General features: G+C 71.4%; 18 protein-coding genes. 6 read left to right on the top strand and 12 right to left on the bottom strand.

All coding sequences use genetic code 11. The features are described from left to right. Nucleotides 1-22: 22 nt before the first annotated feature. The gene (locus ACIRST_RS23165; protein WP_402804019.1) at nucleotides 23-358 is read right to left on the bottom strand and encodes a hypothetical protein; all 336 of its coding nucleotides are present in this window, start codon (nucleotides 356-358) and stop codon (nucleotides 23-25) included. A gap of 72 nt (nucleotides 359-430) precedes the next feature. Here ACIRST_RS23165 and ACIRST_RS23160 point away from each other — a divergent pair, with 72 nt between their 5' ends. After that, nucleotides 431-1,072: a DUF2461 domain-containing protein gene (locus ACIRST_RS23160; protein WP_350521381.1), complete on the top strand. Its 642-nt coding sequence runs from the start codon at nucleotides 431-433 to the stop codon at nucleotides 1,070-1,072. A 58-nt stretch (nucleotides 1,073-1,130) separates the two neighbouring features. Here the strand turns inward: ACIRST_RS23160 and ACIRST_RS23155 are convergent, their stop codons facing one another. Continuing rightward, the gene (locus ACIRST_RS23155; protein WP_350521382.1) at nucleotides 1,131-2,078 is read right to left on the bottom strand and encodes a heme o synthase; all 948 of its coding nucleotides are present in this window, start codon (nucleotides 2,076-2,078) and stop codon (nucleotides 1,131-1,133) included. A gap of 461 nt (nucleotides 2,079-2,539) precedes the next feature. Here ACIRST_RS23155 and tkt point away from each other — a divergent pair, with 461 nt between their 5' ends. From tkt to pgl, 5 genes are all read left to right on the top strand, one after another. Further along, complete coding sequence (gene tkt, locus ACIRST_RS23150; RefSeq protein ID WP_396546951.1) at nucleotides 2,540-4,639, top strand: transketolase; 2,100 nt, start codon at nucleotides 2,540-2,542, stop codon at nucleotides 4,637-4,639. An 87-nt stretch (nucleotides 4,640-4,726) separates the two neighbouring features. Beyond that, on the top strand, nucleotides 4,727-5,869 hold the full coding sequence (gene tal, locus ACIRST_RS23145; RefSeq protein WP_350521384.1) for a transaldolase: 1,143 nt from the start codon (nucleotides 4,727-4,729) through the stop codon (nucleotides 5,867-5,869). A gap of 61 nt (nucleotides 5,870-5,930) precedes the next feature. Further along, a complete protein-coding gene (gene zwf, locus ACIRST_RS23140; protein WP_350521385.1) occupies nucleotides 5,931-7,487 on the top strand; it encodes a glucose-6-phosphate dehydrogenase in 1,557 nt (518 codons plus the stop codon). Continuing rightward, on the top strand, nucleotides 7,484-8,581 hold the full coding sequence (gene opcA / locus ACIRST_RS23135) for a glucose-6-phosphate dehydrogenase assembly protein OpcA (protein ID WP_402804016.1): 1,098 nt from the start codon (nucleotides 7,484-7,486) through the stop codon (nucleotides 8,579-8,581). Before zwf ends, opcA begins: the two co-directional genes overlap by 4 nt. Continuing rightward, nucleotides 8,578-9,366 (top strand): 6-phosphogluconolactonase, encoded by a 789-nt coding sequence (pgl, locus tag ACIRST_RS23130; RefSeq protein ID WP_350521387.1) that lies wholly within the window; start codon nucleotides 8,578-8,580, stop codon nucleotides 9,364-9,366. Before opcA ends, pgl begins: the two co-directional genes overlap by 4 nt. 67 nt (nucleotides 9,367-9,433) lie before the next feature. Here the strand turns inward: pgl and ACIRST_RS23125 are convergent, their stop codons facing one another. From ACIRST_RS23125 to ACIRST_RS23080, 10 genes are all read right to left on the bottom strand, one after another. After that, a complete protein-coding gene (locus tag ACIRST_RS23125; RefSeq protein ID WP_030238413.1) occupies nucleotides 9,434-9,721 on the bottom strand; it encodes an RNA polymerase-binding protein RbpA in 288 nt (95 codons plus the stop codon). A 205-nt stretch (nucleotides 9,722-9,926) separates the two neighbouring features. Next, nucleotides 9,927-10,163, bottom strand: coding sequence for a preprotein translocase subunit SecG (secG, locus tag ACIRST_RS23120; RefSeq protein ID WP_350521388.1), 237 nt, complete (start codon nucleotides 10,161-10,163; stop codon nucleotides 9,927-9,929). A gap of 87 nt (nucleotides 10,164-10,250) precedes the next feature. After that, nucleotides 10,251-11,036, bottom strand: a complete 786-nt coding sequence (gene tpiA / locus ACIRST_RS23115; protein WP_402804013.1) for a triose-phosphate isomerase — start codon at nucleotides 11,034-11,036, stop codon at nucleotides 10,251-10,253. Between the two features lie 6 nt (nucleotides 11,037-11,042). Beyond that, nucleotides 11,043-12,254, bottom strand: a complete 1,212-nt coding sequence (locus ACIRST_RS23110; protein WP_396546956.1) for a phosphoglycerate kinase — start codon at nucleotides 12,252-12,254, stop codon at nucleotides 11,043-11,045. 151 nt (nucleotides 12,255-12,405) lie between these two features. Then, entirely contained in the window at nucleotides 12,406-13,413 is a 1,008-nt protein-coding gene (gene gap, locus ACIRST_RS23105) for a type I glyceraldehyde-3-phosphate dehydrogenase (RefSeq protein WP_350521391.1), read from the bottom strand. 313 nt (nucleotides 13,414-13,726) lie between these two features. Beyond that, on the bottom strand, nucleotides 13,727-14,707 hold the full coding sequence (gene whiA / locus ACIRST_RS23100; RefSeq protein WP_350521392.1) for a DNA-binding protein WhiA: 981 nt from the start codon (nucleotides 14,705-14,707) through the stop codon (nucleotides 13,727-13,729). Next, on the bottom strand, nucleotides 14,698-15,795 hold the full coding sequence (gene yvcK / locus ACIRST_RS23095) for a uridine diphosphate-N-acetylglucosamine-binding protein YvcK (RefSeq protein WP_350521393.1): 1,098 nt from the start codon (nucleotides 15,793-15,795) through the stop codon (nucleotides 14,698-14,700). The genes whiA and yvcK overlap by 10 nt, the downstream gene beginning before the upstream one ends. Before the next feature lie 65 nt (nucleotides 15,796-15,860). Continuing rightward, nucleotides 15,861-16,745 (bottom strand): RNase adapter RapZ, encoded by an 885-nt coding sequence (gene rapZ, locus ACIRST_RS23090; protein ID WP_350521394.1) that lies wholly within the window; start codon nucleotides 16,743-16,745, stop codon nucleotides 15,861-15,863. Nucleotides 16,746-16,863: 118 nt separating this feature from the next. Beyond that, nucleotides 16,864-18,897 carry an excinuclease ABC subunit UvrC gene (gene uvrC, locus ACIRST_RS23085; protein WP_350521395.1) on the bottom strand — a complete coding sequence of 678 codons (2,034 nt, stop codon included), beginning with the start codon at nucleotides 18,895-18,897 and terminating at the stop codon, nucleotides 16,864-16,866. 66 nt (nucleotides 18,898-18,963) lie between these two features. Continuing rightward, nucleotides 18,964-19,410, bottom strand: a complete 447-nt coding sequence (locus ACIRST_RS23080) for a Rieske (2Fe-2S) protein (protein ID WP_350521396.1) — start codon at nucleotides 19,408-19,410, stop codon at nucleotides 18,964-18,966. Nucleotides 19,411-19,442: the final 32 nt, after the last annotated feature.

Below are 19,442 nucleotides of genomic sequence, written 5' to 3'. Positions count from 1 at the left end.
TTCGCATCGTCCGAGCGGGGCGTCAGCCGCCGAGCTGGATGCCGGCCATCCGCTTCCACTCGTACGGGCCGGTCTTGACCCTGAGGCCCAGCTCGCCCTCGAAGTCGTCGTGCAGGGTCAGCCCGGCCAGCTCCGCGGCCCGGCGGCCGACGGCGTAGCTGGGGGCCACCTGGTCGCCCCAGGCGCCGTCCGCGCCGACCACGACGATCCGGGTGGCCACGGCGCCGACGTACTCGACGACCGCGTCGGCGCTGCCGCCGTGCTGCTTGGCGAAGCTGGTCAGGTTCTTGGCGATGCGCTTGGCGCGGCGCTCGGTGCGGGCGTCCGGCGCGGCGGTGGCGGTCTCTGCGCTGCTCATGCCCGCATGCTACCCACCGGTACACGCCCTGGCGACGGGAGCGCCCTGTGCACCGGGACACATACTGGAGACGTGACGTTCAAAGGCTGGCCCTCCGAGGCGCTCGACTTCTACGAGCACCTGGAGGCCGACAACTCGAAGACCTTCTGGCAGGCCCACAAGGAGCAGTACGAGGACGCCGTACGGGCCCCGATGGAGCAGCTGCTCTCCGACCTGGAGCCGGAGTTCGGACAGGGGAAGATCTTCCGCCCGAACCGCGACATCCGCTTCAGCGCCGACAAGTCCCCGTACAAGACGCACATCGGCGCGCACCTGGAGAGCGGCGGCTACATCCAGCTCTCCGCCGACGGCCTGGCCTGCGGCAACGGCATGTACCAGCTCGCCCCGGACCAGCTGGAGCGCTACCGCGCCGCCGTCGCGGAGGACGTCACCGGCGCCGAGCTGGAACGGGTGATCGCCCGGGTGGAGAAGGACGGCCCGAAGGTGTTCGGCCGGGACTCCCTCAAGTCGGCCCCGCGCGGCTACCCCAAGGACCACCCCCGGATCGAGCTGCTGCGCCACAAGGGCCTGGTGGCCTGGCAGGAGTGGGAGCCCGCGAAGTGGCTGGGCACCCGCACCGCCTACACCCGGATCACCGCCTTCCTGCAGGCCTCCCTGCCGCTGCGGGACTGGCTGGACGGCCACGTCGGCCCCTCCGAGCTGCCGCCCCGCTGACGCACCGGAAACGGAAGAGCCCCGGTCCGAGGAGGACCGGGGCTCTTCCGCACGACGTCTACTTCACGAACGGGTCGATCGCGCACACCACGAACAGCAGCGACAGGTAGGTGATCGACCAGTGGAACAGCCGCATCTCCTTCAGCTTGGCGCCCACCACCCCGGCCTTGGCCCGCCCGTACAGCGCGTGCGCCTCGCGCAGCCAGAAGCCGCCGAGCAGCACCGCGGCGACGGGGTACAGCCAGCTCATGTGCCCCAGCGGCCACACCGCCAGCGAGGTCGCGACCATCACCCAGGAGTAGGCGACCACCTGCTTGCCGACCGCCACGTTGCCCTTGACGACCGGCAGCATCGGCACGCCCGCGCGCAGGTAGTCGTCGCGGACCTTCATCGACAGCACCCAGGTGTGCGGCGGGGTCCAGAAGAACACCACCAGGAACAGCGCCACCGCCACCCACGACACCGAGTCGGTCACCGAGGACCAGCCGATCAGCACCGGCATGCAGCCGGCGATGCCGCCCCAGACGATGTTCTGCGAGGTGCGCCGCTTCAGCCCGAGCGTGTAGACGAACACGTAGAACAGCAGCGCGCCCAGCGCCAGTCCGGCGGAGAGCCAGTTGACGCCCCAGCCGAGCACCGCGGTGGAGAGGACCGCGAGCGCGATGCCGAACACCAGCGCCTCGCGCGGCGACACCATCCCGGTGACGATCGGCCGGCGCTCGGTGCGGGACATCATCGCGTCGATGTCGCGGTCGATGTACATGTTGAGGGCGTTGGCGCCGCCCGCCGAGAGGTAGCCGCCGACGACGACCTTCAGGACCAGCAGCATGTTCGGCACGCCCTGCTGGGCCAGGAACATCACCGGCACGGTGCTCATCAGCAGCAGCTCGATGATCCGGGGCTTGGTCAGTGCGACGAACGCGCCGACACGGGCCCCGATCGGCCGGTGCGCAGGCGTCGCCCCGGTGACCCCGGCGGGACGGGTTTCGACGGCGGTCACTAACACCCCAACTGAAGATGAATCCTCGCAGGCGTCCACAGGAACGAAGGGTCCCGAATCGTCCGCTCTGCGCGTACCACGACACCATAGACGCTCCATATATCCCATCCGGCTCCGGGGTCCCCGGCGAGGCCGAACCGCACACCCCCGGGTGAACCGACTGGGTGAAGCCACGAACCGTCTCCGGCGGCCCCCGCTACCCCGTCCTGACCACCCCGGCGGCGGGCCGTCACGAAACAGGAGAGTCTGGGACAAAAGCAGTCATACGGGCCTAGTGGGAATCACCATGCGGAAATCCCGGTTGTCTCAGCACGGAGGGTGAGCCCCGGCCCGGACGGTAGGCTCGCACGCAGAAGCGGGATCTACCCTCCGTGACCGGCACCACCCAGCGTCGGGACCACAGCGCCGTGGCCGACCCGGTCCCCATTCACGGGGTCACTCTTCAATGGAAGGAGCCCTGAGACAGGGTGAGCACTGCGCCGACGAACGCATTCGAGTGGACCGATCTGGACGAGCGCACGGTTGACACCGCGCGAGTCCTCGCCATGGACGCTGTCCAGAAGGTCGGCAACGGGCACCCCGGGACGGCCATGTCGCTGGCCCCGGCCGCGTACCTGATCTTCCAGCGCTTCCTGCGCCACGACCCGACCGACCCGTCCTGGGTCGGCCGCGACCGCTTCGTCCTCTCCCCCGGGCACACCAGCCTGACGCTCTACACCCAGCTGTACCTCTCGGGCTACGGCCTGGAGCTGGACGACCTCAAGGCCTTCCGCGTCGCCGGCAGCCGCACCCCCGGTCACCCGGAGCACGGCCACACGGCCGGCGTCGAGACCACCACCGGCCCGCTGGGCCAGGGCATCGCCAACGCGGTCGGCATGGCGATGGCCGCCCGCTACGAGCGCGGCCTCTTCGACCCGCAGGCCCCGGCCGGCGAATCCCCCTTCGACCACACCATCTGGGCCATCGTCTCCGACGGCGACCTGGAGGAGGGCATCTCCGCCGAGGCCTCCTCGCTGGCCGGCCACCAGAAGCTGGGCAACCTGGTCGCGCTCTACGACGACAACCACATCTCGATCGAGGGCGACACCGAGACCGCCTTCTCCGAGGACGTCCTCAAGCGCTACGAGGCGTACGGCTGGCACGTCCAGCGGGTGACCCCGAAGTCCAACGGCGACATCGACGTGGCCGCCCTGGCCGACGCGCTGGCCGCGGCCAAGGCCGAGACCTCCCGCCCGTCGTTCATCGCGATGCGCACGATCATCGCCTGGCCCGCCCCGGACGCGCAGAACACCGCCAAGGCGCACGGCTCCGCGCTCGGCGCCGCCGAGATCGCCGCCACCAAGAAGGTCCTGGGCTTCGACCCGGAGAAGACCTTCGAGGTCAGCGACCAGGTCATCGAGCACGCCCGCCTGGTCATCAAGCGCGGCAAGGCCGCCCGCGACCAGTGGCAGCTGTCCTTCGACGCCTGGCGCGCCGCGGACGCGGACCGCGCCGCCGAGTTCGACCGCATCCAGGCCGGCGAGCTGCCCGAGGGCTGGAAGAAGGCCGTCCCGTCCTTCCCGGCCGGCAAGGACGTCGCCACCCGCAAGGCCTCCGGCGACACCCTCAAGGCGATCGGCGCGGTGATCCCGGAGCTGTGGGGCGGCTCGGCCGACCTCGCCGAGTCCAACCTCACCACCATCGACGAGGACAGCTCCTTCCTCCCCGAGGGCAACCCGCTGAAGTCGGCGAGCCCGTACGGCCGCACGATCCACTTCGGCATCCGCGAGCACGCCATGGGCTCGACCATGAACGGCATCGCCCTGCACGGCAAGACCCGTGTGTACGGCGGCACCTTCCTGGTCTTCGCCGACTACATGCGCCCGGCCGTCCGCCTGGCCGCGCTGATGAAGCTGCCGGTCACCTACGTCTGGACGCACGACTCGATCGGCCTCGGCGAGGACGGCCCGACCCACCAGCCGGTCGAGCACCTGGCCTCGCTGCGCGCCATCCCGGGCCTGGCCATGGTCCGCCCGGCCGACGCCAACGAGACCGCCGTCGCCTGGCGCACCGTCGTCGAGCGCCAGACCAGCCACCCGGGCCCGGTCGGCCTGGCCCTCACCCGCCAGGGCGTCCCGACCTTCGACCGCGAGGTCTTCGGCTCCGCCGAGGGCACCGCCAAGGGCGGCTACATCCTGGCCGAGGCCTCCACCGGTGACCCGCAGCTGATCCTGCTCGGCACCGGCTCCGAGGTCCAGCTGGCCGTCAAGGCCCGCGAGGTGCTGGAGGCCGAGGGCATCGCGACCCGCGTGGTCTCCATGCCGTCCTTCGAGTGGTTCCAGGAGCAGGACCAGGCCTACCGCGACAGCGTGCTGCCGCCGTCGGTCAAGGCCCGGGTGTCGGTCGAGGCCGGCATCGCCCAGGGCTGGCGCGAGCTGGTCGGCGACCACGGCCGCATCGTCTCGCTGGAGCACTTCGGCGCCTCCGCCGACTACAAGGTGCTCTTCGAGGAGTTCGGCATCACCGCCGAGCGCGTGGTGGCCGAGGCCCACAACGCCCTGCGCTCCCTCGAAGCCGTCAACCGCTAGCCGCCAGGGCCGCGTACCCGCCCGCACGCGAGTACGCGGCCCCCTCCGCCTACCCCACGAAGCAGAAGAACAAGGGACTGAAGCACCATGACTGACGCACTGAAGCGCCTCAGCGACGAAGGCGTTGCGATCTGGCTGGACGACCTCAGCCGCAAGCGGCTCAACTCCGGCAACCTGGCCGAACTGGTGCAGAACAAGCACGTGGTGGGCGTCACCACCAACCCGACCATCTTCCAGAAGGCGATCGCCGGCAGCGGCGACGACTCCTACGACGGTCAGCTGCGCGACCTCGCCGTCCGCAAGGTCACCACCGACGAGGCGATCCGCATGATCACCACCTCCGACGTGCGCGACGCGGCCGACGTGCTGCGCCCGGTCTACGACGCCTCCAACGGCCGCGACGGCCGGGTCTCCATCGAGGTCGACCCGCGCCTGGCGCACGAGACCGCCCCCACCGTGGCCGAGGCCAAGCAGCTGTGGTGGCTGGTCGACCGCCCGAACGTCTTCATCAAGATCCCCGCCACCAAGGCCGGCCTGCCCGCGATCAGCGAGGTCATCGGCCGGGGCATCAGCGTCAACGTCACGCTGATCTTCTCGCTGGAGCGCTACAAGGCCGTCATCGACGCCTACCTGACCGGCCTGGAGTCCGCCAAGGCCAAGGGCCTGGACCTCTCCCAGATCGAGTCGGTCGCCTCCTTCTTCGTGTCCCGCGTGGACACCGAGATCGACAAGCGCCTGGACAAGATCGGCGGCGACGCCAAGGACCTGCGCTCCAAGGCCGCCCTGGCCAACGCCCGCCTCGCCTACCAGGCGTACGAGGAGGTCTTCGGCAGCGTCGACGGCAAGACCGCCGGCAACGCGCGCTGGAAGGCCCTGGAGGCCGCCGGCGCCAAGCCGCAGCGCCCGCTGTGGGCCTCCACCGGTGTCAAGGACCCGGCCCTGCCGGACACCCTGTACGTCACCGAGCTGGTCGCCCCCGGCACCGTCAACACCATGCCCGAGGCCACCCTGGACGCCACCGGCGACCACGGCGTGATCACCGGCAACACCATCGTCCCCAACTACGCCGACGCCAAGGCCGTGCTGGACGCGATCGCCGCGGCCGGCGTGGACTACGACGACGTGGTCCAGGTCCTGGAGGACGAGGGCGTCGAGAAGTTCGAGCAGTCCTGGAACGAGCTGCTCGACACCGTCACCGCCTCGCTCGCCTCCTTCGCCGACGAGAAGTGACCCCTGCTCACAGCCAGCGCACGAAAGCGGAGCCCATCAAGTGAGCACTGATTTCCCTGAGTTGACTTCGGATTCGGACGCGGACGACCTCCCGCCCACCCCCGTCAACCCGCTTCGTGACCCCTCGGACCGACGGCTCCCGCGCATCGCGGGGCCGTCGGGTCTGGTCATCTTCGGGGTCACCGGCGACCTGTCCCGCAAGAAGCTGATGCCGGCCATCTACGACCTGGCCAACCGCGGTCTGCTTCCGCCGGGCTTCTCCCTCGTCGGCTTCGCCCGCCGCGAGTGGGACGACGAGGACTTCGCGAAGGAGGTGCACGACGCCGTCCGGGACCACGCCCGCACCCCGTTCCGGGAGGAGGTCTGGCAGCAGCTCGCCAAGGGCATGCGCTTCGTGCACGGCACCTTCGACGACGACGACGCCTTCGACAAGCTCCGCGCGACCATCGAGGAGCTGGACAAGGCCCAGGGCACCGGCGGCAACTTCGCCTTCTACCTGTCCGTCCCGCCGAAGTTCTTCCCGACGGTCGTCCAGCAGCTCAAGAAGCACGGTCTGGCCGACCCGCCGCAGGGCTCCTGGCGCCGCGCCGTCATCGAGAAGCCCTTCGGCCACGACCTGGAGAGCGCGCAGGAGCTCAACAAGGTCGTCCACGAGGTCTTCCCCCGGGACGAGGTCTTCCGGATCGACCACTACCTGGGCAAGGAGACGGTCCAGAACATCCTGGCGCTGCGCTTCGCCAACCAGATGTTCGAGCCGATCTGGAACCGGTCGTACGTCGACCACGTGCAGATCACCATGGCCGAGGACATCGGCATCGGCGGCCGGGCCGGCTACTACGACGGCATCGGCTCCGCCCGTGACGTCATCCAGAACCACCTGCTCCAGCTGATGGCGCTCACCGCCATCGAGGAGCCGGCCTCCTTCCACCCGAAGGCACTGGTCGCCGAGAAGCTCAAGGTGCTCAGCGCCGTCAAGCTCCCGGCCGACCTCGGCCGGCACACCGTGCGCGGCCAGTACGCCTCCGGCTGGCAGGGCGGCGAGGAGGTCGTCGGCTACCTGGACGAGGACGGCATCAACCCGGACTCCAAGACCGACACCTACGCGGCCATCAAGCTGGAGATCAACAACCGCCGCTGGGCGGGCGTCCCGTTCTACCTGCGCACCGGCAAGCGCCTGGGCCGCCGGGTCACCGAGATCGCGGTGGTCTTCCAGCGCGCCCCGTACCTGCCCTTCGACTCCTACGCGACCGAGGAGCTGGGGCAGAACGCCCTGGTCATCCGGGTCCAGCCGGACGAGGGCGTGACGGTGCGGTTCGGCTCCAAGGTGCCGGGCACCTCCTTCGAGGTCCGTGACGTCACGATGGACTTCGCCTACGGCGAGTCCTTCACCGAGTCCAGCCCGGAGGCGTACGAGCGGCTCATCCTCGACGTGCTGCTCGGCGACGCCAACCTGTTCCCGCGCCACCAGGAGGTCGAGCTCTCCTGGCAGATCCTCGACCCGATCGAGAAGTACTGGGACACCCACGGCAAGCCCGCCCAGTACGCGGCGGGGACCTGGGGCCCCGTCGAGGCGGACGAGATGCTCGCACGAGACGGCAGGAGCTGGCGCCGGCCATGAAGATCGACCTCACCAACACGACGTCGAGCAAGATCAACGCCGCGCTCATGGAGGCGCGCCGGGCCAGCGGCTCCACCGCCGCCGGCATGGTGCTCACCCTGGTGATCGTGACCGACGAGGGCAGCGCCTACGACGCCCTCAAGGCCGCCAACGACGCCTCCCGCGAGCACCCCTCGCGCACCCTCGCGGTGATCAAGCGCGCCGGGCGCTCGCCCCGGGCCCGCGCCGAGACCCGCCTGGACGCCGAGATCCTGGTCGGCTCGGACGCCGGCTCCGGCGAAACGGTCATCCTGCGCATGCACGGCGAGCTCGCCGCGCACGCCCAGTCGGTCGTCCTGCCGCTGCTGCTGCCGGACGCCCCGGTCGTGGTCTGGTGGCCGGACAACGCGCCGCTGCACCCGGCCCAGGACCCGCTGGGCTCGCTCGCCCAGCGCCGGATCACCGACGCCGTCACCGCCGAGTCCCCGGTCGGCCAGCTCGCCCAGCGGGCCCAGAGCTACACCCCGGGCGACACCGACCTGGCCTGGACCCGGATCACCGGCTGGCGCTCCATGCTGGCCGCCGCGCTGGACCAGCGGCCGTCCACGATCATCTCCGCGGTGGTCGAGGGCGAGTCCTACAACCCCAGCGTCGAGCTGCTCGGCCTGTGGCTGACCAACCGGCTGCACGTGCCGGTCGAGCGGGTCGTCACCGGCGGCCCCGGCATCACCGCGGTGCACCTGCGCACCACGGACGGGGACGTCACCCTGGACCGCCCGGACGGCCTGATGGGCACGCTCTCCATGCCCGGCTCGCCGGACCGCCAGGTGGCGCTCAAGCGGCGCGAGACCTCGGAGCTGATCGCCGAGGAGCTGCGTCGCCTGGACCCGGACGACATCTACGCGACGGCCGTGCGCACGCCCGTCGAGCGGCTGCGCGAGCCGGCCAACGCCGAGACCGCGGCGGCCGGGCTGGTCGCCCGGGAGGCCGCCGGGGACACCGGGGACGCCGCCGAGGACACGGTGGCCAACCCGGAGCGGATCACGTCCGACGCGTCGGACAAGAAGCCCGCCAAGAAGGCCGCCGGCAAGCGCACCACCAAGGAAAGCGCATGACCAACGCGACCCCGCAGCTGGTCGTCCACCGGGACAAGGAGCTGATGGCCCAGGCGGCCGCGGCCCGGCTGATCACCCGGATCGTGGACGCCCAGGCCGCGCGCGGCACCGCCTCGGTGGTGCTCACCGGTGGTCGCAACGGCAACGCCCTGCTGGCCGCGATCGCCGCCTCCCCGGCGCGCGACGCGGTCGACTGGGGCCGGCTGGACCTCTGGTGGGGCGACGAGCGGTTCGTGTCCGCCGCCGACCCGGACCGCAACGCGGTCCAGGCGCGGGCCGAGCTGCTGGACGCCGTCCCGCTCGACCCGGCGCGGGTGCACGAGATGCCCGCCTCGGACGGGCCGGACGGCTCGGACGTGGAGGCCGCCGCCGCCCGCTACGCGGAGGAGCTGGCGAAGGCGGCCGGGCCCGGCGACCGGCTGGGCGTCCCCGCCTTCGACGTGCTGCTGCTCGGCGTCGGCCCGGACACCCACGTCGCCTCGCTCTTCCCCGAGCACCCGGGCGTGCGGGAGACCGAGCTGACCGTGATCGGCGTGCGCGGGGCCCCCAAGCCCCCGCCGACCCGGATCTCGCTCACCCTCCCGGCCATCCGGGCCGCCCGTGAGGTCTGGCTGCTGGCCGCCGGCGAGGACAAGGCGGGCGCGGTCGCGCTGGCCCTGTCCGGACCCGGCGAGATCCAGGCGCCCGCCTCCGGCGCGTACGGTCGCAGCCGCACCCTGATGCTGCTGGACCGCGCCGCCGCCGAGCGGATCCCGCCGCAGCTCTACCCGCCGGCCTCGGCGTAGGGCCGGCAGGCAACGGCGAAGGGCGCCACCGTCGATGACGGTGGCGCCCTTCGCCGTTCCGGTCGCCTCAGATCTCGCCGCGGAGCTTCGCCAGCGCCTCGGCCAGGATCGCCTCGCCGTCGGCGTCGGTGCGCCGCTCACGGACGTAGGCGAGGTGAGTCTTGTACGGCTCGTTGCGCGAGGGAGCCGGCGGGTTGTGCTGGTCCTGCCCGGCCGGGAAGCCGCAGCGCGGGCAGTCCCAGGTGTCCGGGATCGCCGCTTCGGCGGCGAAGCTGGGCCGGGTCTCGTGCTTGTTGGCGCACCAGAAGGAGATCCGGTTGCGCGGGGCGGACTCGCCGCGCTCCGCCTCGCCCATCGGGCCGGCCCCAACCCTGCTGCCACGGATGGCATTGCCACTTGCCACGGTCTGACTCCCTGCGTACTGGTGCGCCGACCCGCCGCGGAGCGCGTCGGTGGCGAAAGTCGTCCTAGTGTAAGCAGGAGTTAAGGATCCGCCACCATCGCCTCCGCCCCCGACCGCTCCAGGATAGGCGCTCGGGCGACGGGGCGTCAGGCTTGTGTCAGCTCTGGTACTTCAGCACCAGGCCCAGGACGATGATGGAGGCGAACCAGCCCAGGCCGACCACGATGGTGATGCGGTCGAGGTTGCGCTCGGCCACCGCCGAGCCGCCGCCGGTGGACATCGCGCCACCGCCGAACATGTCCGACAGGCCGCCGCCCTTCCCCTTGTGCAGCAGCACCAGGAGGATCATCAGCAGGCTGAAGATGATCAGGGCAATCGAGAACCCGAGAACCACGACGGGACCAACTCTCTCGTATCTTCGGCGAAGGGGCCGGGCCGCGTACGGCGGTCCGACCCCAAAGCCTACGTTGCTGCAGCGGCGTTAGCCTACTGCCTGCTCACGGTAGCGCACGATCTTGACGAACTCGTCGGCGTCCAGCGAGGCACCGCCGATCAGGCCGCCGTCGATGTCGGGCTTGGCCATCAGACCGGCCGCGCTCGACGACTTGACCGAACCGCCGTACAGCACGCGGACCTTGCTGGCCAGCTCGGCGTCGTACAGCTCGGCGATCCGCTTGCGGATGGCCGCGCAGACCTCCTGCGCGTCCTCCGGGGTGGCCACCTCGCCGGTGCCGATCGCCCAGACCGGCTCGTAGGCGACCACGACGGTCTCGGCCTGGTGGGCCGGGACGTCCGCCAGGCCGCCGTCCAGCTGGGCCAGGGTGTACTCGACGTGGGTACCGGCCTTGCGGATGTCCAGCGGCTCGCCGATGCACAGGATCGGGGTGATCCCGGCGCGGTAGGCGGCCTTCACCTTGGCGTTGACGATCTCTTCGTTCTCGCCGTGGTACTGACGGCGCTCCGAGTGGCCGATCACCGCGTAGGTGCACTGGAGCTTGGCCAGCATCGGCCCGGAGACCTCGCCGGTGTAGGCGCCGCCGTCGTGCTGCGAGATGTCCTGCGAGCCGTACTTGATCTTCAGCTTGTCGCCGAAGACCAGGGTCTGCACCGAGCGCAGGTCGGTGAACGGCACCAGGACGGCGACCTCGACGGCCTCGTAGTCCTTGTCGGCCAGCGCGAACGCCAGCTTCTGGGTGTGCTGGATGGCCTCAAGGTGGTTGAGGTTCATCTTCCAGTTGCCCGCCATGAGCGGGAGACGGTCGGTCATGTGCTTTCAGTCCTCCAGAGCGGCGAGGCCGGGGAGGGTCTTGCCCTCCAGGTATTCGAGGCTGGCGCCGCCGCCGGTCGAGATGTGTCCGAAGGCGTTCTCGTCGAAGCCCAGGATGCGGACGGCCGCGGCGGAGTCGCCGCCGCCGACGACGGTGAACGCGTCGCTGTCCAGCAGGCCCTGCGCGACGGCCTTGGTGCCGTTCGCGTAGTCCGGGTGCTCGAAGACGCCCATCGGGCCGTTCCAGAACACCGTGCCGGCGTCGGCCAGCTTGGCCGCGTACAGCTCGCGGGTCTTCGGGCCGATGTCCAGGCCCTCCTTGTCGGCCGGGATCGCGTCCGCGGCGACGAGGTCCGGGTTCGCCGGGGTCTTGCCCTTCAGGTCCGGGAACTCGGCGGAGACCAGCACGTCGACCGGCAGGACGAACTCGACGCCCCGCTTCTCGGCCTCGGCCAGGTACTCCAGGCAGACCGGGATCTGGTCCGCCTGCAGCAGCGAGATGCCGACCTCGTGGCCCTTGGCCTTGAGGAAGGTGTACGCCATGCCGCCGCCGATCAGGATCCGGTCGGCCTTCTTCAGCAGGTTGTCGATCACGCCGAGCTTGTCGGAGACCTTGGCGCCGCCGAGCACCACCACGTACGGGCGCCGCACCTCGTCGGTGAGCTTCTTCAGCACGCCGACCTCGGTGGCGATCAGGTCGCCGGCGGCGTGCGGCAGGAGCTTCGGCAGGTCGAACACCGAGGCGTGCTTGCGGTGCACGGCGCCGAAGCCGTCACCGACGTACAGGTCGGCCAGGGCGGCCAGCTGCTCGGCGAAGGCGCCGCGCTCGGCGTCGTCCTTGCTGGTCTCGCCGGCGTTGAAGCGCAGGTTCTCCAGCAGCGCGACCTCGCCGTCCGCCAGCGCGGCGACGGTGGCCGCGGCGCTGTCGCCGACGGTGTCGGTGGCGAAGGCGACGTCCTTGCCGAGGATCTCGCCGAGCCGCTTGGCCGCGGGCGCGAGCGAGAACTTCGGGTCCGGCTCGCCCTTGGGACGGCCGAGGTGCGAGGCCACGACGACCTTCGCGCCGGCGGCGGCCAGCTTGGCGATGGTCGGGGCGACGGCGCGGATCCGGCCGTCGTCGGTGATCGTCTCGCCGTCCAGCGGGACGTTCAGGTCGGCGCGCACGAACACGCGCTTTCCTGCGACACCGGCTTCGATGAGCTCTTCGATGGTCTTCACGGGGATTCGGTTGCTCCTGGGGAGATGGTCGATGCGCAGAGGCGGCACGGCGCAGGGGCCGCCTGAGAAGTCCTTGAGCGCGGAGCGAGGGCCCGGTCGGCACGGTGCGCCGTCCGGGCCCTCGCCCCTACATCACGTCAGCTCCCACGCGTCAGAGCTGGCCACCGACGAGGGTGACCAGGTCGACGACGCGGTTCGAGTAGCCCCACTCGTTGTCGTACCAGCCGAGCACCTTGACCTGGTTGCCCTGGACCATGGTGAGCTGGCTGTCGAAGATGCAGGAGGCCGGGTCGTTGACGATGTCCGAGGAGACGATCGGGTCCTCGGTGTAGGCCAGGATGCCCTTGAGCGGGCCCTCCTGCGCGGCCTTCTGGAAGGCCGCGTTGACCTCGTCCTTGGTGACCTCGCGCTCCAGGGTGACGACCAGGTCCGTGATGGAACCGGTCGGGACCGGGACGCGCAGCGAGGTGCCGTCCAGCTTGCCCTTCAGCTCCGGCAGGACCAGGGCGGTCGCCTTGGCGGCACCGGTCGAGGTCGGGATGATGTTCTGGCTCGCCGCACGAGCACGGCGCAGGTCCTTGTGCGGGAAGTCCAGGGTGACCTGGTCGTTGGTGAACGCGTGGACGGTGGTCATCAGACCCTTGACGATGCCGAAGGCCTCGTTCAGCACCTTGGCCATCGGCGCCACGCAGTTGGTGGTGCAGGAGGCGTTGGAGATGACGTGGTGGTTGGCCGCGTCGTACTTGTCGTCGTTGACGCCCAGGACGATGGTGACGTCCTCGTCGGTCGCGGGCGCCGAGATGATGACCTTCTTCGCGCCGGCGGCGAGGTGCTTCTTCGCAGCCTCGGCCTTGGTGAAGATGCCGGTGGACTCGACGACGATGTCGGCGCCCAGGGCGGCCCACGGCAGGTTGGCCGGGTCACGCTCGGCGGTCACCTTGAAGGTGTGGCCGTCGACGGTGATGCTGTCCTCGGTGTGCGAGACCTCGGCCTGGAGGGTACCCAGGGTGGTGTCGTACTTGAGCAGGTGAGCCAGGGTCTTCGTGTCGGTGAGGTCGTTGACACCGACGATCTCGATGTCCGCGCCCTGGGCCTTGACCGCACGGAAGAAGTTGCGGCCGATGCGGCCGAAGCCGTTGATGCCTACCCGGATCGTCACGAACCGATCTCCTCGTTAGGTACGCCGGGCCGGAGCCCGACGGGGGTGAGATTTGGGAAGTCCCCGACCGCCTATGACCCTACCCCTCCGGGGCCTTTTGGGGCACATCGCGCCACCTCGTGAGACGTGGCGTGGCGTGCCCCGAAGGCGGTTCCGGGCCATCCGGCCTTGGTCCGGCGGGCAGTTGGTCCCGGGGCCAGTGGTCTCTACCAATTCGGGGGTTCGGCGGGCACCCGGAAACGACCCGGAAACGACGAAGGCCGGCACCCGGGGAGCCGGGTGCCGGCCGTGTCGTGATCACGGACCGCGGGCGTCAGTTCATCGCCATCTCGTCGGTCAGGCTGGCCTCGGTGCTCGGCAGGCCGAGCTCGGAGGCGCGCTTGTCCGCCATCGCCAGCAGGCGGCGGATCCGGCCGGCCACCGCGTCCTTGGTCAGCGGCGGGTCGGCGAGCGCGCCCAGCTCCTCCAGCGAGGCCTGCTTGTGCTGCATCCTCAGCTGGCCGGCCGCGGCCAGGTGCTCGGGCACCTCCTCGCCCAGGATCTCCAGCGCGCGGGCGACCCGCGCGCCGGCCGCCACCGCGGCGCGGGCCGAGCGGCGCAGGTTGGCGTCGTCGAAGTTGGCGAGGCGGTTCGCGGTGGCCCGCACCTCGCGCCGCATCCGGCGCTCCTCCCAGGCGAGCACCGACTCGTGCGCGCCGAGGCGGGTCAGCAGCGCGCCGATCGCGTCGCCGTCGCGGATCACCACCCGGTCCACGCCGCGGACCTCGCGGGCCTTGGCCGGGATGCCGAGCCGGCGGGCGGCGCCGACCAGCGCCAGCGCCGCCTCGGAGCCGGGGCAGGTGATCTCCAGCGAGGAGGAGCGGCCCGGCTCAGTGAGCGAGCCGTGCGCCAGGAAGGCACCGCGCCAGGCCGCCTCGGCGTCGCAGGTGGCACCGGAGACGACCGCCGGCGGCAGGCCGCGGATCGGACGCCCGCGCCCGTCGACCAGCCCGGTCTGGCGCGCGAGCAGCTCGCCGTCCTTGACCACGCGGACCACGAAGCGGCTGCCGCGGCGCAGCCCGCCGGGGGCCATCACGACGAGGTCGGAGGAGTGCCCGAAGATCTCCAGGAGGTCCTTGCGCAGCCGCCGTGCCGCCGCCCCGGTGTCCAGCTCCGCCTCGATCACGATGCGGCCGCTCACGATGTGCAGCCCGCCCGCGAACCGCAGGATCGCCGACACCTCCGCCTTGCGACAGCAGGCCCGGGTGACCGGGAGCCGGCTGATCTCGTCCTTCACCGCTGGAGTCATCGCCATGGCCCGATCCTTCCATGTGTCCGGAAAATCCGGTCGTACGCTGCCGCCAACAGCTCGGGGTCGTGTCGCGGCGTGCCGTCGGTGCGGGCCACCGAACCGAGCACCAGGGCGGCGCCCATCCGCTCGGCCGCCTTCTCCAGTCCGTCGAGGTCCGCCTGGCCGAAGGCGCCGCCGGTGACGGCTCGCTCGTCCACCAGGATCGCATCCACCGCGAGCTCCGGGGCGTGGTCGGCGATGACCTCCAGGTGGCGCTGCGGGGTGAAGCCCTCGGTCTCGCCGGGCTGGGGGGCGAGGTTCAGGGTGAGCAGGCGGCGGGCGCGGGTCTCGGTGAGCGCCTTGGCCAGCTCGGGCACCAGCAGGTGCGGCAGCACGCTGGTGAACCAGGAGCCGGGGCCGAGCACCACCCAGTCCGCCTCGCGGACGGCGGTGACCGCCTCCGGGACGGCGGGCGGCCCGTCCGGGAGCAGCCGGATCGACTGCACGGTGCCCGGGGTGACCGCGACGTTCGCCTGGCCCCGGACCGCCGACACCTCGCCGGGCAGCGCCGGGTCGTGGCCGCGCACGGTCGCCTCGATGTCCAGCGGCACCGCCGACATCGGCAGCACCCGGCCCTGGACGTTGAGCAGCCGGCCGACCCAGTCCAGGGCCTCCACCGGGTCGCCCAGCTTCTCCCACAGCGCGACGATCAGCAGGTTGCCGACGGCGTGGCCGCCGAGCTCGCCGTTGCCGGTGAAGCGCTGCTGGATCACCTCGGACCAGGTGCGGCCCCAGTCGTCGTCCCCGCACAGCGCGGCCAGCGCCTTGCGCAGGTCGCCCGGGGGCAGCACCCCCAGCTCGCTGCGCAGCCGTCCGCTGGAGCCGCCGTCGTCGGCGACGGTGACCACGGCGGTGAGGTCGCTGGTCAGGCGGCGCAGCGCGGACAGCGAGGCGGACAGGCCCTGGCCGCCGCCCAGCGCGGTGATCCGGGGGGCCGGATTGGCCCTGGCGGGACTGCTGCGCGGACGGCTCGGCGCCGGGGGCCGGGCCGGGCTGCCCGCCCGGTCACCGGTCCTGCTCTGCGTCTGTCGCCCGGGCACGTATCCCGCCACACATCACCTCGCGTTCCTCGGCCCCGCCACCGGCTCCGCCGGGGGCCCGGCAGGGAAGGCGGCGGTTACTCCCGTCCCATGTCACGGTGGACGAGCACCGTCTCGACTCCGTCGGCGATGAGACGCTTGGTCAGACGCTCGGACATGGCGACGCTGCGGTGCTTGCCACCGGTGCAGCCTACGGCAAGCGTCATGTAGCGCTTCCCCTCGCGTCGGTAGCCCTCGGTCACGATCCGCAACAGCTCGGTGTAGCCGTCCAGGAACTCGTTGGCTCCGGGCTGCCGGAACACGTAGTCGGCGACGTCCGTATCGGTGCCGGTGCGGGCCCGCAGCTCGGGCACCCAGTGCGGGTTCGGCAGGAAGCGGCAGTCCACCACGAGGTCGGCGTCGACCGGCAGGCCGTACTTGAAGCCGAAGGACATCACGGTGGCGCGCAGCTCGGGTTCGTCGTGGTCGGCGAACTGGGCGTCCAGCTTGGCACGCAGCTGGTGCACGTTGAGGTTCGAGGTGTCGATCACCAGGTCGGCCTCGCCGCGCAGGTCGCGCAGCAGGTCGCGCTCCTGGGCGATGCCGTCCACGATCCGGCCGTCGCCCTGCAACGGGTGCGGGCGGCGGACGTTCTCGAAGCGGCGCACCAGCGCGTCGTCGGAGGAGTCCAGGAAGACGACCCGCAGCCGGACGCCGCGCTTCTCCAGCTCGTCCAGCGAGGTGAGCAGGTCGTCGAAGAACTGGCGGCCGCGGACGTCCACGACGACGCCGATCCGGGCGACGTTGCCCTGGGACCGGGCGCCCAGGTCGACCATGGTCGGGATCAGGGCCGGCGGCAGGTTGTCCACCACGAACCAGCCGAGGTCCTCCAGGCACTTGGCGGCGGTGGAGCGGCCGGCTCCGGACATGCCGGAGATGATCACCAGCTCCGGCGCGTTCTCGGCCACGTCTGACACGGTCACTTCGGTTCCCCGCTCTCGGTCTTTCTGCTGGGGAGAACGCGCACGGCACGGCCGCCCTTCCCCGGCCCGGGCAGGCGGGCGGGGTCGGGGCACACCGGCTGACGGGCGGCGTCGGCCGTCATGGCGTCTCCTGGGATGGTGCGGTCTGGGGTGCTGCTGCCGCCGGCTCGGCGGCCTGGTCGGCCCCGTCCTCGATGATCTCGCCGGTCGCGGTGTTGACCGCGGGTGCGGCGGGTGTACGGGACGACAACGCCGCCGCAACAGTCTCCGCAGTGCGGCGTCCGATGCCGGGTACCGCGCAGAGTTCGTCCACGGTGGCGGCCCGGAGCTTCTTCAGCGAGCCGAAGTGCTTGAGCAGCGCCTGGCGGCGAGTCTCGCCGAGGCCCGGGACGGAGTCCAGCTCCCCGGCGGTGAGTCGCTTGGAACGCTTGTTGCGCTGGTAGCCGATCGCGAAGCGGTGGGCCTCGTCGCGGACCCGCTGGAGCAGGTAGAGGCCCTCGCTGGAGCGGGGCAGCACCACCGGGTCGTCCTCGCCGGGCAGCCACACCTCCTCCAGGCGCTTGGCCAGGCCGCACAGCGCGACGTCGTCGATGCCGAGTTCGTCCAGGGCGCGCTTGGCGGCCGCGACCTGCGGCTGGCCGCCGTCGACCACCAGCAGCTGGGGCGGGTAGGCGAAGCGCCTGGGGCGGCCCTCCTCGGTGCGCGGGCCGTCCTCGGGCTGCTCGTCCTCCTCGGGGACGGCCCACTCGCCGGTCTGCTCGCGCTCCTGGAGGTAGCGGCGGAAGCGGCGGCCGATCACCTCGTGCATGGAGCGGACGTCGTCCTGGCCCTCGAAGCCCTTGATCTGGAAGCGCCGGTACTCGCTCTTGCGGGCCAGGCCGTCCTCGAAGACGACCATGGAGGCGACCACGTCCTCGCCCTGGAGGTGGGAGATGTCGTAGCACTCGATGCGCAGCGGGACGGAGTCCAGCTCCAGCGCGTCGGCGATCTCCTGCAGGGCGCGGCTGCGGGTGGTGAGGTCGGAGGCGCGCTTGGTCTTGTGCAGCGCGAGCGCCTGCTGGGCGTTGCGCTGCACGGTGGCCATCAGGTCCTTCTTGTCGCCGCGCTGCGGGATGCGCAGGTCGACCTGGCTGCCGCGCAGGCCGGCCAGCCACTCCCGCACCGGTTCGACCGGCTCGGGCAGGGCGGGGACGAGCACCTCGCGCGGGACGGACTCGCCGCCGCCGTAGAGCTGCTGGAGGGCGTGCTCGACCAGGCCGGCGGTGTCGACGTCCTCGACCTTGTCGGTGACCCAGCCGCGCTGGCCGCGCACCCGGCCGCCGCGGACGTGGAAGATCTGCACGGCGGCTTCGAGTTCGTCCTCGGCGAGGGCCAGCAGGTCGGCGTCGGTGGCGTCGGCGAGCACGATGGCGTTCTTCTCCATCGCGCGCTTGAGGGCGCCGATGTCGTCGCGCAGCCGGGCCGCCTTCTCGTACTCCAGCTCGGCCGCGGCCTCCTGCATCTGCTCTTCCAGCCGGTGCAGGTAGTTGCCGGTGCGCCCGGCCATGAAGTCGCAGAAGTCCTCGGCCAGCTCCCGGTGTTCGTCCGCCGAGACCTTGCCGACGCAGGGCGCGGCGCACTTGCCGATGTAGCCGAGCAGGCAGGGCCGGCCGACCTGGCGGGCGCGCTTGAAGACGCCGTTGGAGCAGGTGCGGACGGGGAAGACGCGCAGCAGCAGGTCGACCGTCTCGCGGATGGCCCAGGCGTGCCCGTAGGGGCCGAAGTAGCGCACGCCCTTCTTGTGCGCCCCACGCATCACCTGGACCCGCGGGTACTCCTCGTTGAGGGTGACGGCGAGTTCCGGATAGCTCTTGTCGTCGCGGTACTTGACGTTGAACCGCGGGTCGAACTCCTTGATCCAGGAGTACTCCAGCTGGAGCGCCTCGACCTCGGTGCCGACCACGGTCCACTCCACCGAGGCGGCGGTGGTGACCATGGTCGCGGTGCGCGGGTGCAGGCCGGCCAGGTCCTGGAAGTAGGACGACAGGCGCGGCCGCAGGCTCTTGGCCTTGCCGACGTAGATGACCCGGCCGTGGGCGTCACGGAACTTGTAGACGCCCGGGGAGGTCGGGATCGCGCCGGGCGCCGGGCGGTAGGTGCTCGGGTCAGCCATGGGTCCACCGTACCGAGTGGGGACGGGGCCGCGGGGAGGAGATCAACTCGACGGGGGTCAACTGCTTCAGCTCGGGGTCACCTTGAGGTTCCCGCCCTCGACCGTGACGGTGTAGGCGGGCAGCGGGGAAGGGGCCGGGCCGTCCTGCACGGCGCCGTCGGCGATGCCGAAGCGGCTGCCGTGGCAGGGGCACTGGATCTGCTGGTTCTTCACCTGGTCCACGATGCAGCCGGCGTGGGTGCACTTGGCGCTGAAGGCCTTGTACTGGCCGGCGGTCGGCTGGGTCACCACGATCTTCTGCTCGCGGTACACCTTGCCGCCGCCCTCCGGTACGGCCGAGGCCGCGCCGAGGTCCACCGGGCCCTTGGCGGTGCCGCCGGAGCCGGAGGAGCCCGAGGAGGACGAGCTGCAGCCGGTCACGGCCACGGTGCCGCCGGCCGCCAGGACGGCCGCGGCCCCGCAGAGCAGGGTGCGGCGGGAGGCGGTGGGGCTGGTCTCGGGGGCCTCGGACATCGGTGCGCTCCTACGGTTGCTGCTGCTGCGAG

The sequence above is a fragment of the Kitasatospora sp. NPDC101447 genome (assembly GCF_044767225.1).
Classification (GTDB): Bacteria; Actinomycetota; Actinomycetes; order Streptomycetales; family Streptomycetaceae; genus Kitasatospora.
This window is presented reverse-complemented; position numbering and strand designations above follow the sequence as displayed.

What these genes read in the sequence shown, in the direction of transcription:
- whiA (WP_350521392.1), bottom strand. Translation starts at nt 14,707, where the DNA reads ATGGCGATGACTCCAGCGGTGAAGGACGAGATCAGCCGGCTCCCGGTC.
- pgl (WP_350521387.1), top strand. Translation starts at nt 8,578, where the DNA reads ATGACCAACGCGACCCCGCAGCTGGTCGTCCACCGGGACAAGGAGCTG.
- ACIRST_RS23165 (WP_402804019.1), bottom strand. Translation starts at nt 358, where the DNA reads ATGAGCAGCGCAGAGACCGCCACCGCCGCGCCGGACGCCCGCACCGAG.
- ACIRST_RS23125 (WP_030238413.1), bottom strand. Translation starts at nt 9,721, where the DNA reads ATGGGCGAGGCGGAGCGCGGCGAGTCCGCCCCGCGCAACCGGATCTCC.
- uvrC (WP_350521395.1), bottom strand. Translation starts at nt 18,897, where the DNA reads ATGGCTGACCCGAGCACCTACCGCCCGGCGCCCGGCGCGATCCCGACC.
- tpiA (WP_402804013.1), bottom strand. Translation starts at nt 11,036, where the DNA reads ATGACCGACCGTCTCCCGCTCATGGCGGGCAACTGGAAGATGAACCTC.
- tal (WP_350521384.1), top strand. Translation starts at nt 4,727, where the DNA reads ATGACTGACGCACTGAAGCGCCTCAGCGACGAAGGCGTTGCGATCTGG.
- opcA (WP_402804016.1), top strand. Translation starts at nt 7,484, where the DNA reads ATGAAGATCGACCTCACCAACACGACGTCGAGCAAGATCAACGCCGCG.
- ACIRST_RS23080 (WP_350521396.1), bottom strand. Translation starts at nt 19,410, where the DNA reads ATGTCCGAGGCCCCCGAGACCAGCCCCACCGCCTCCCGCCGCACCCTG.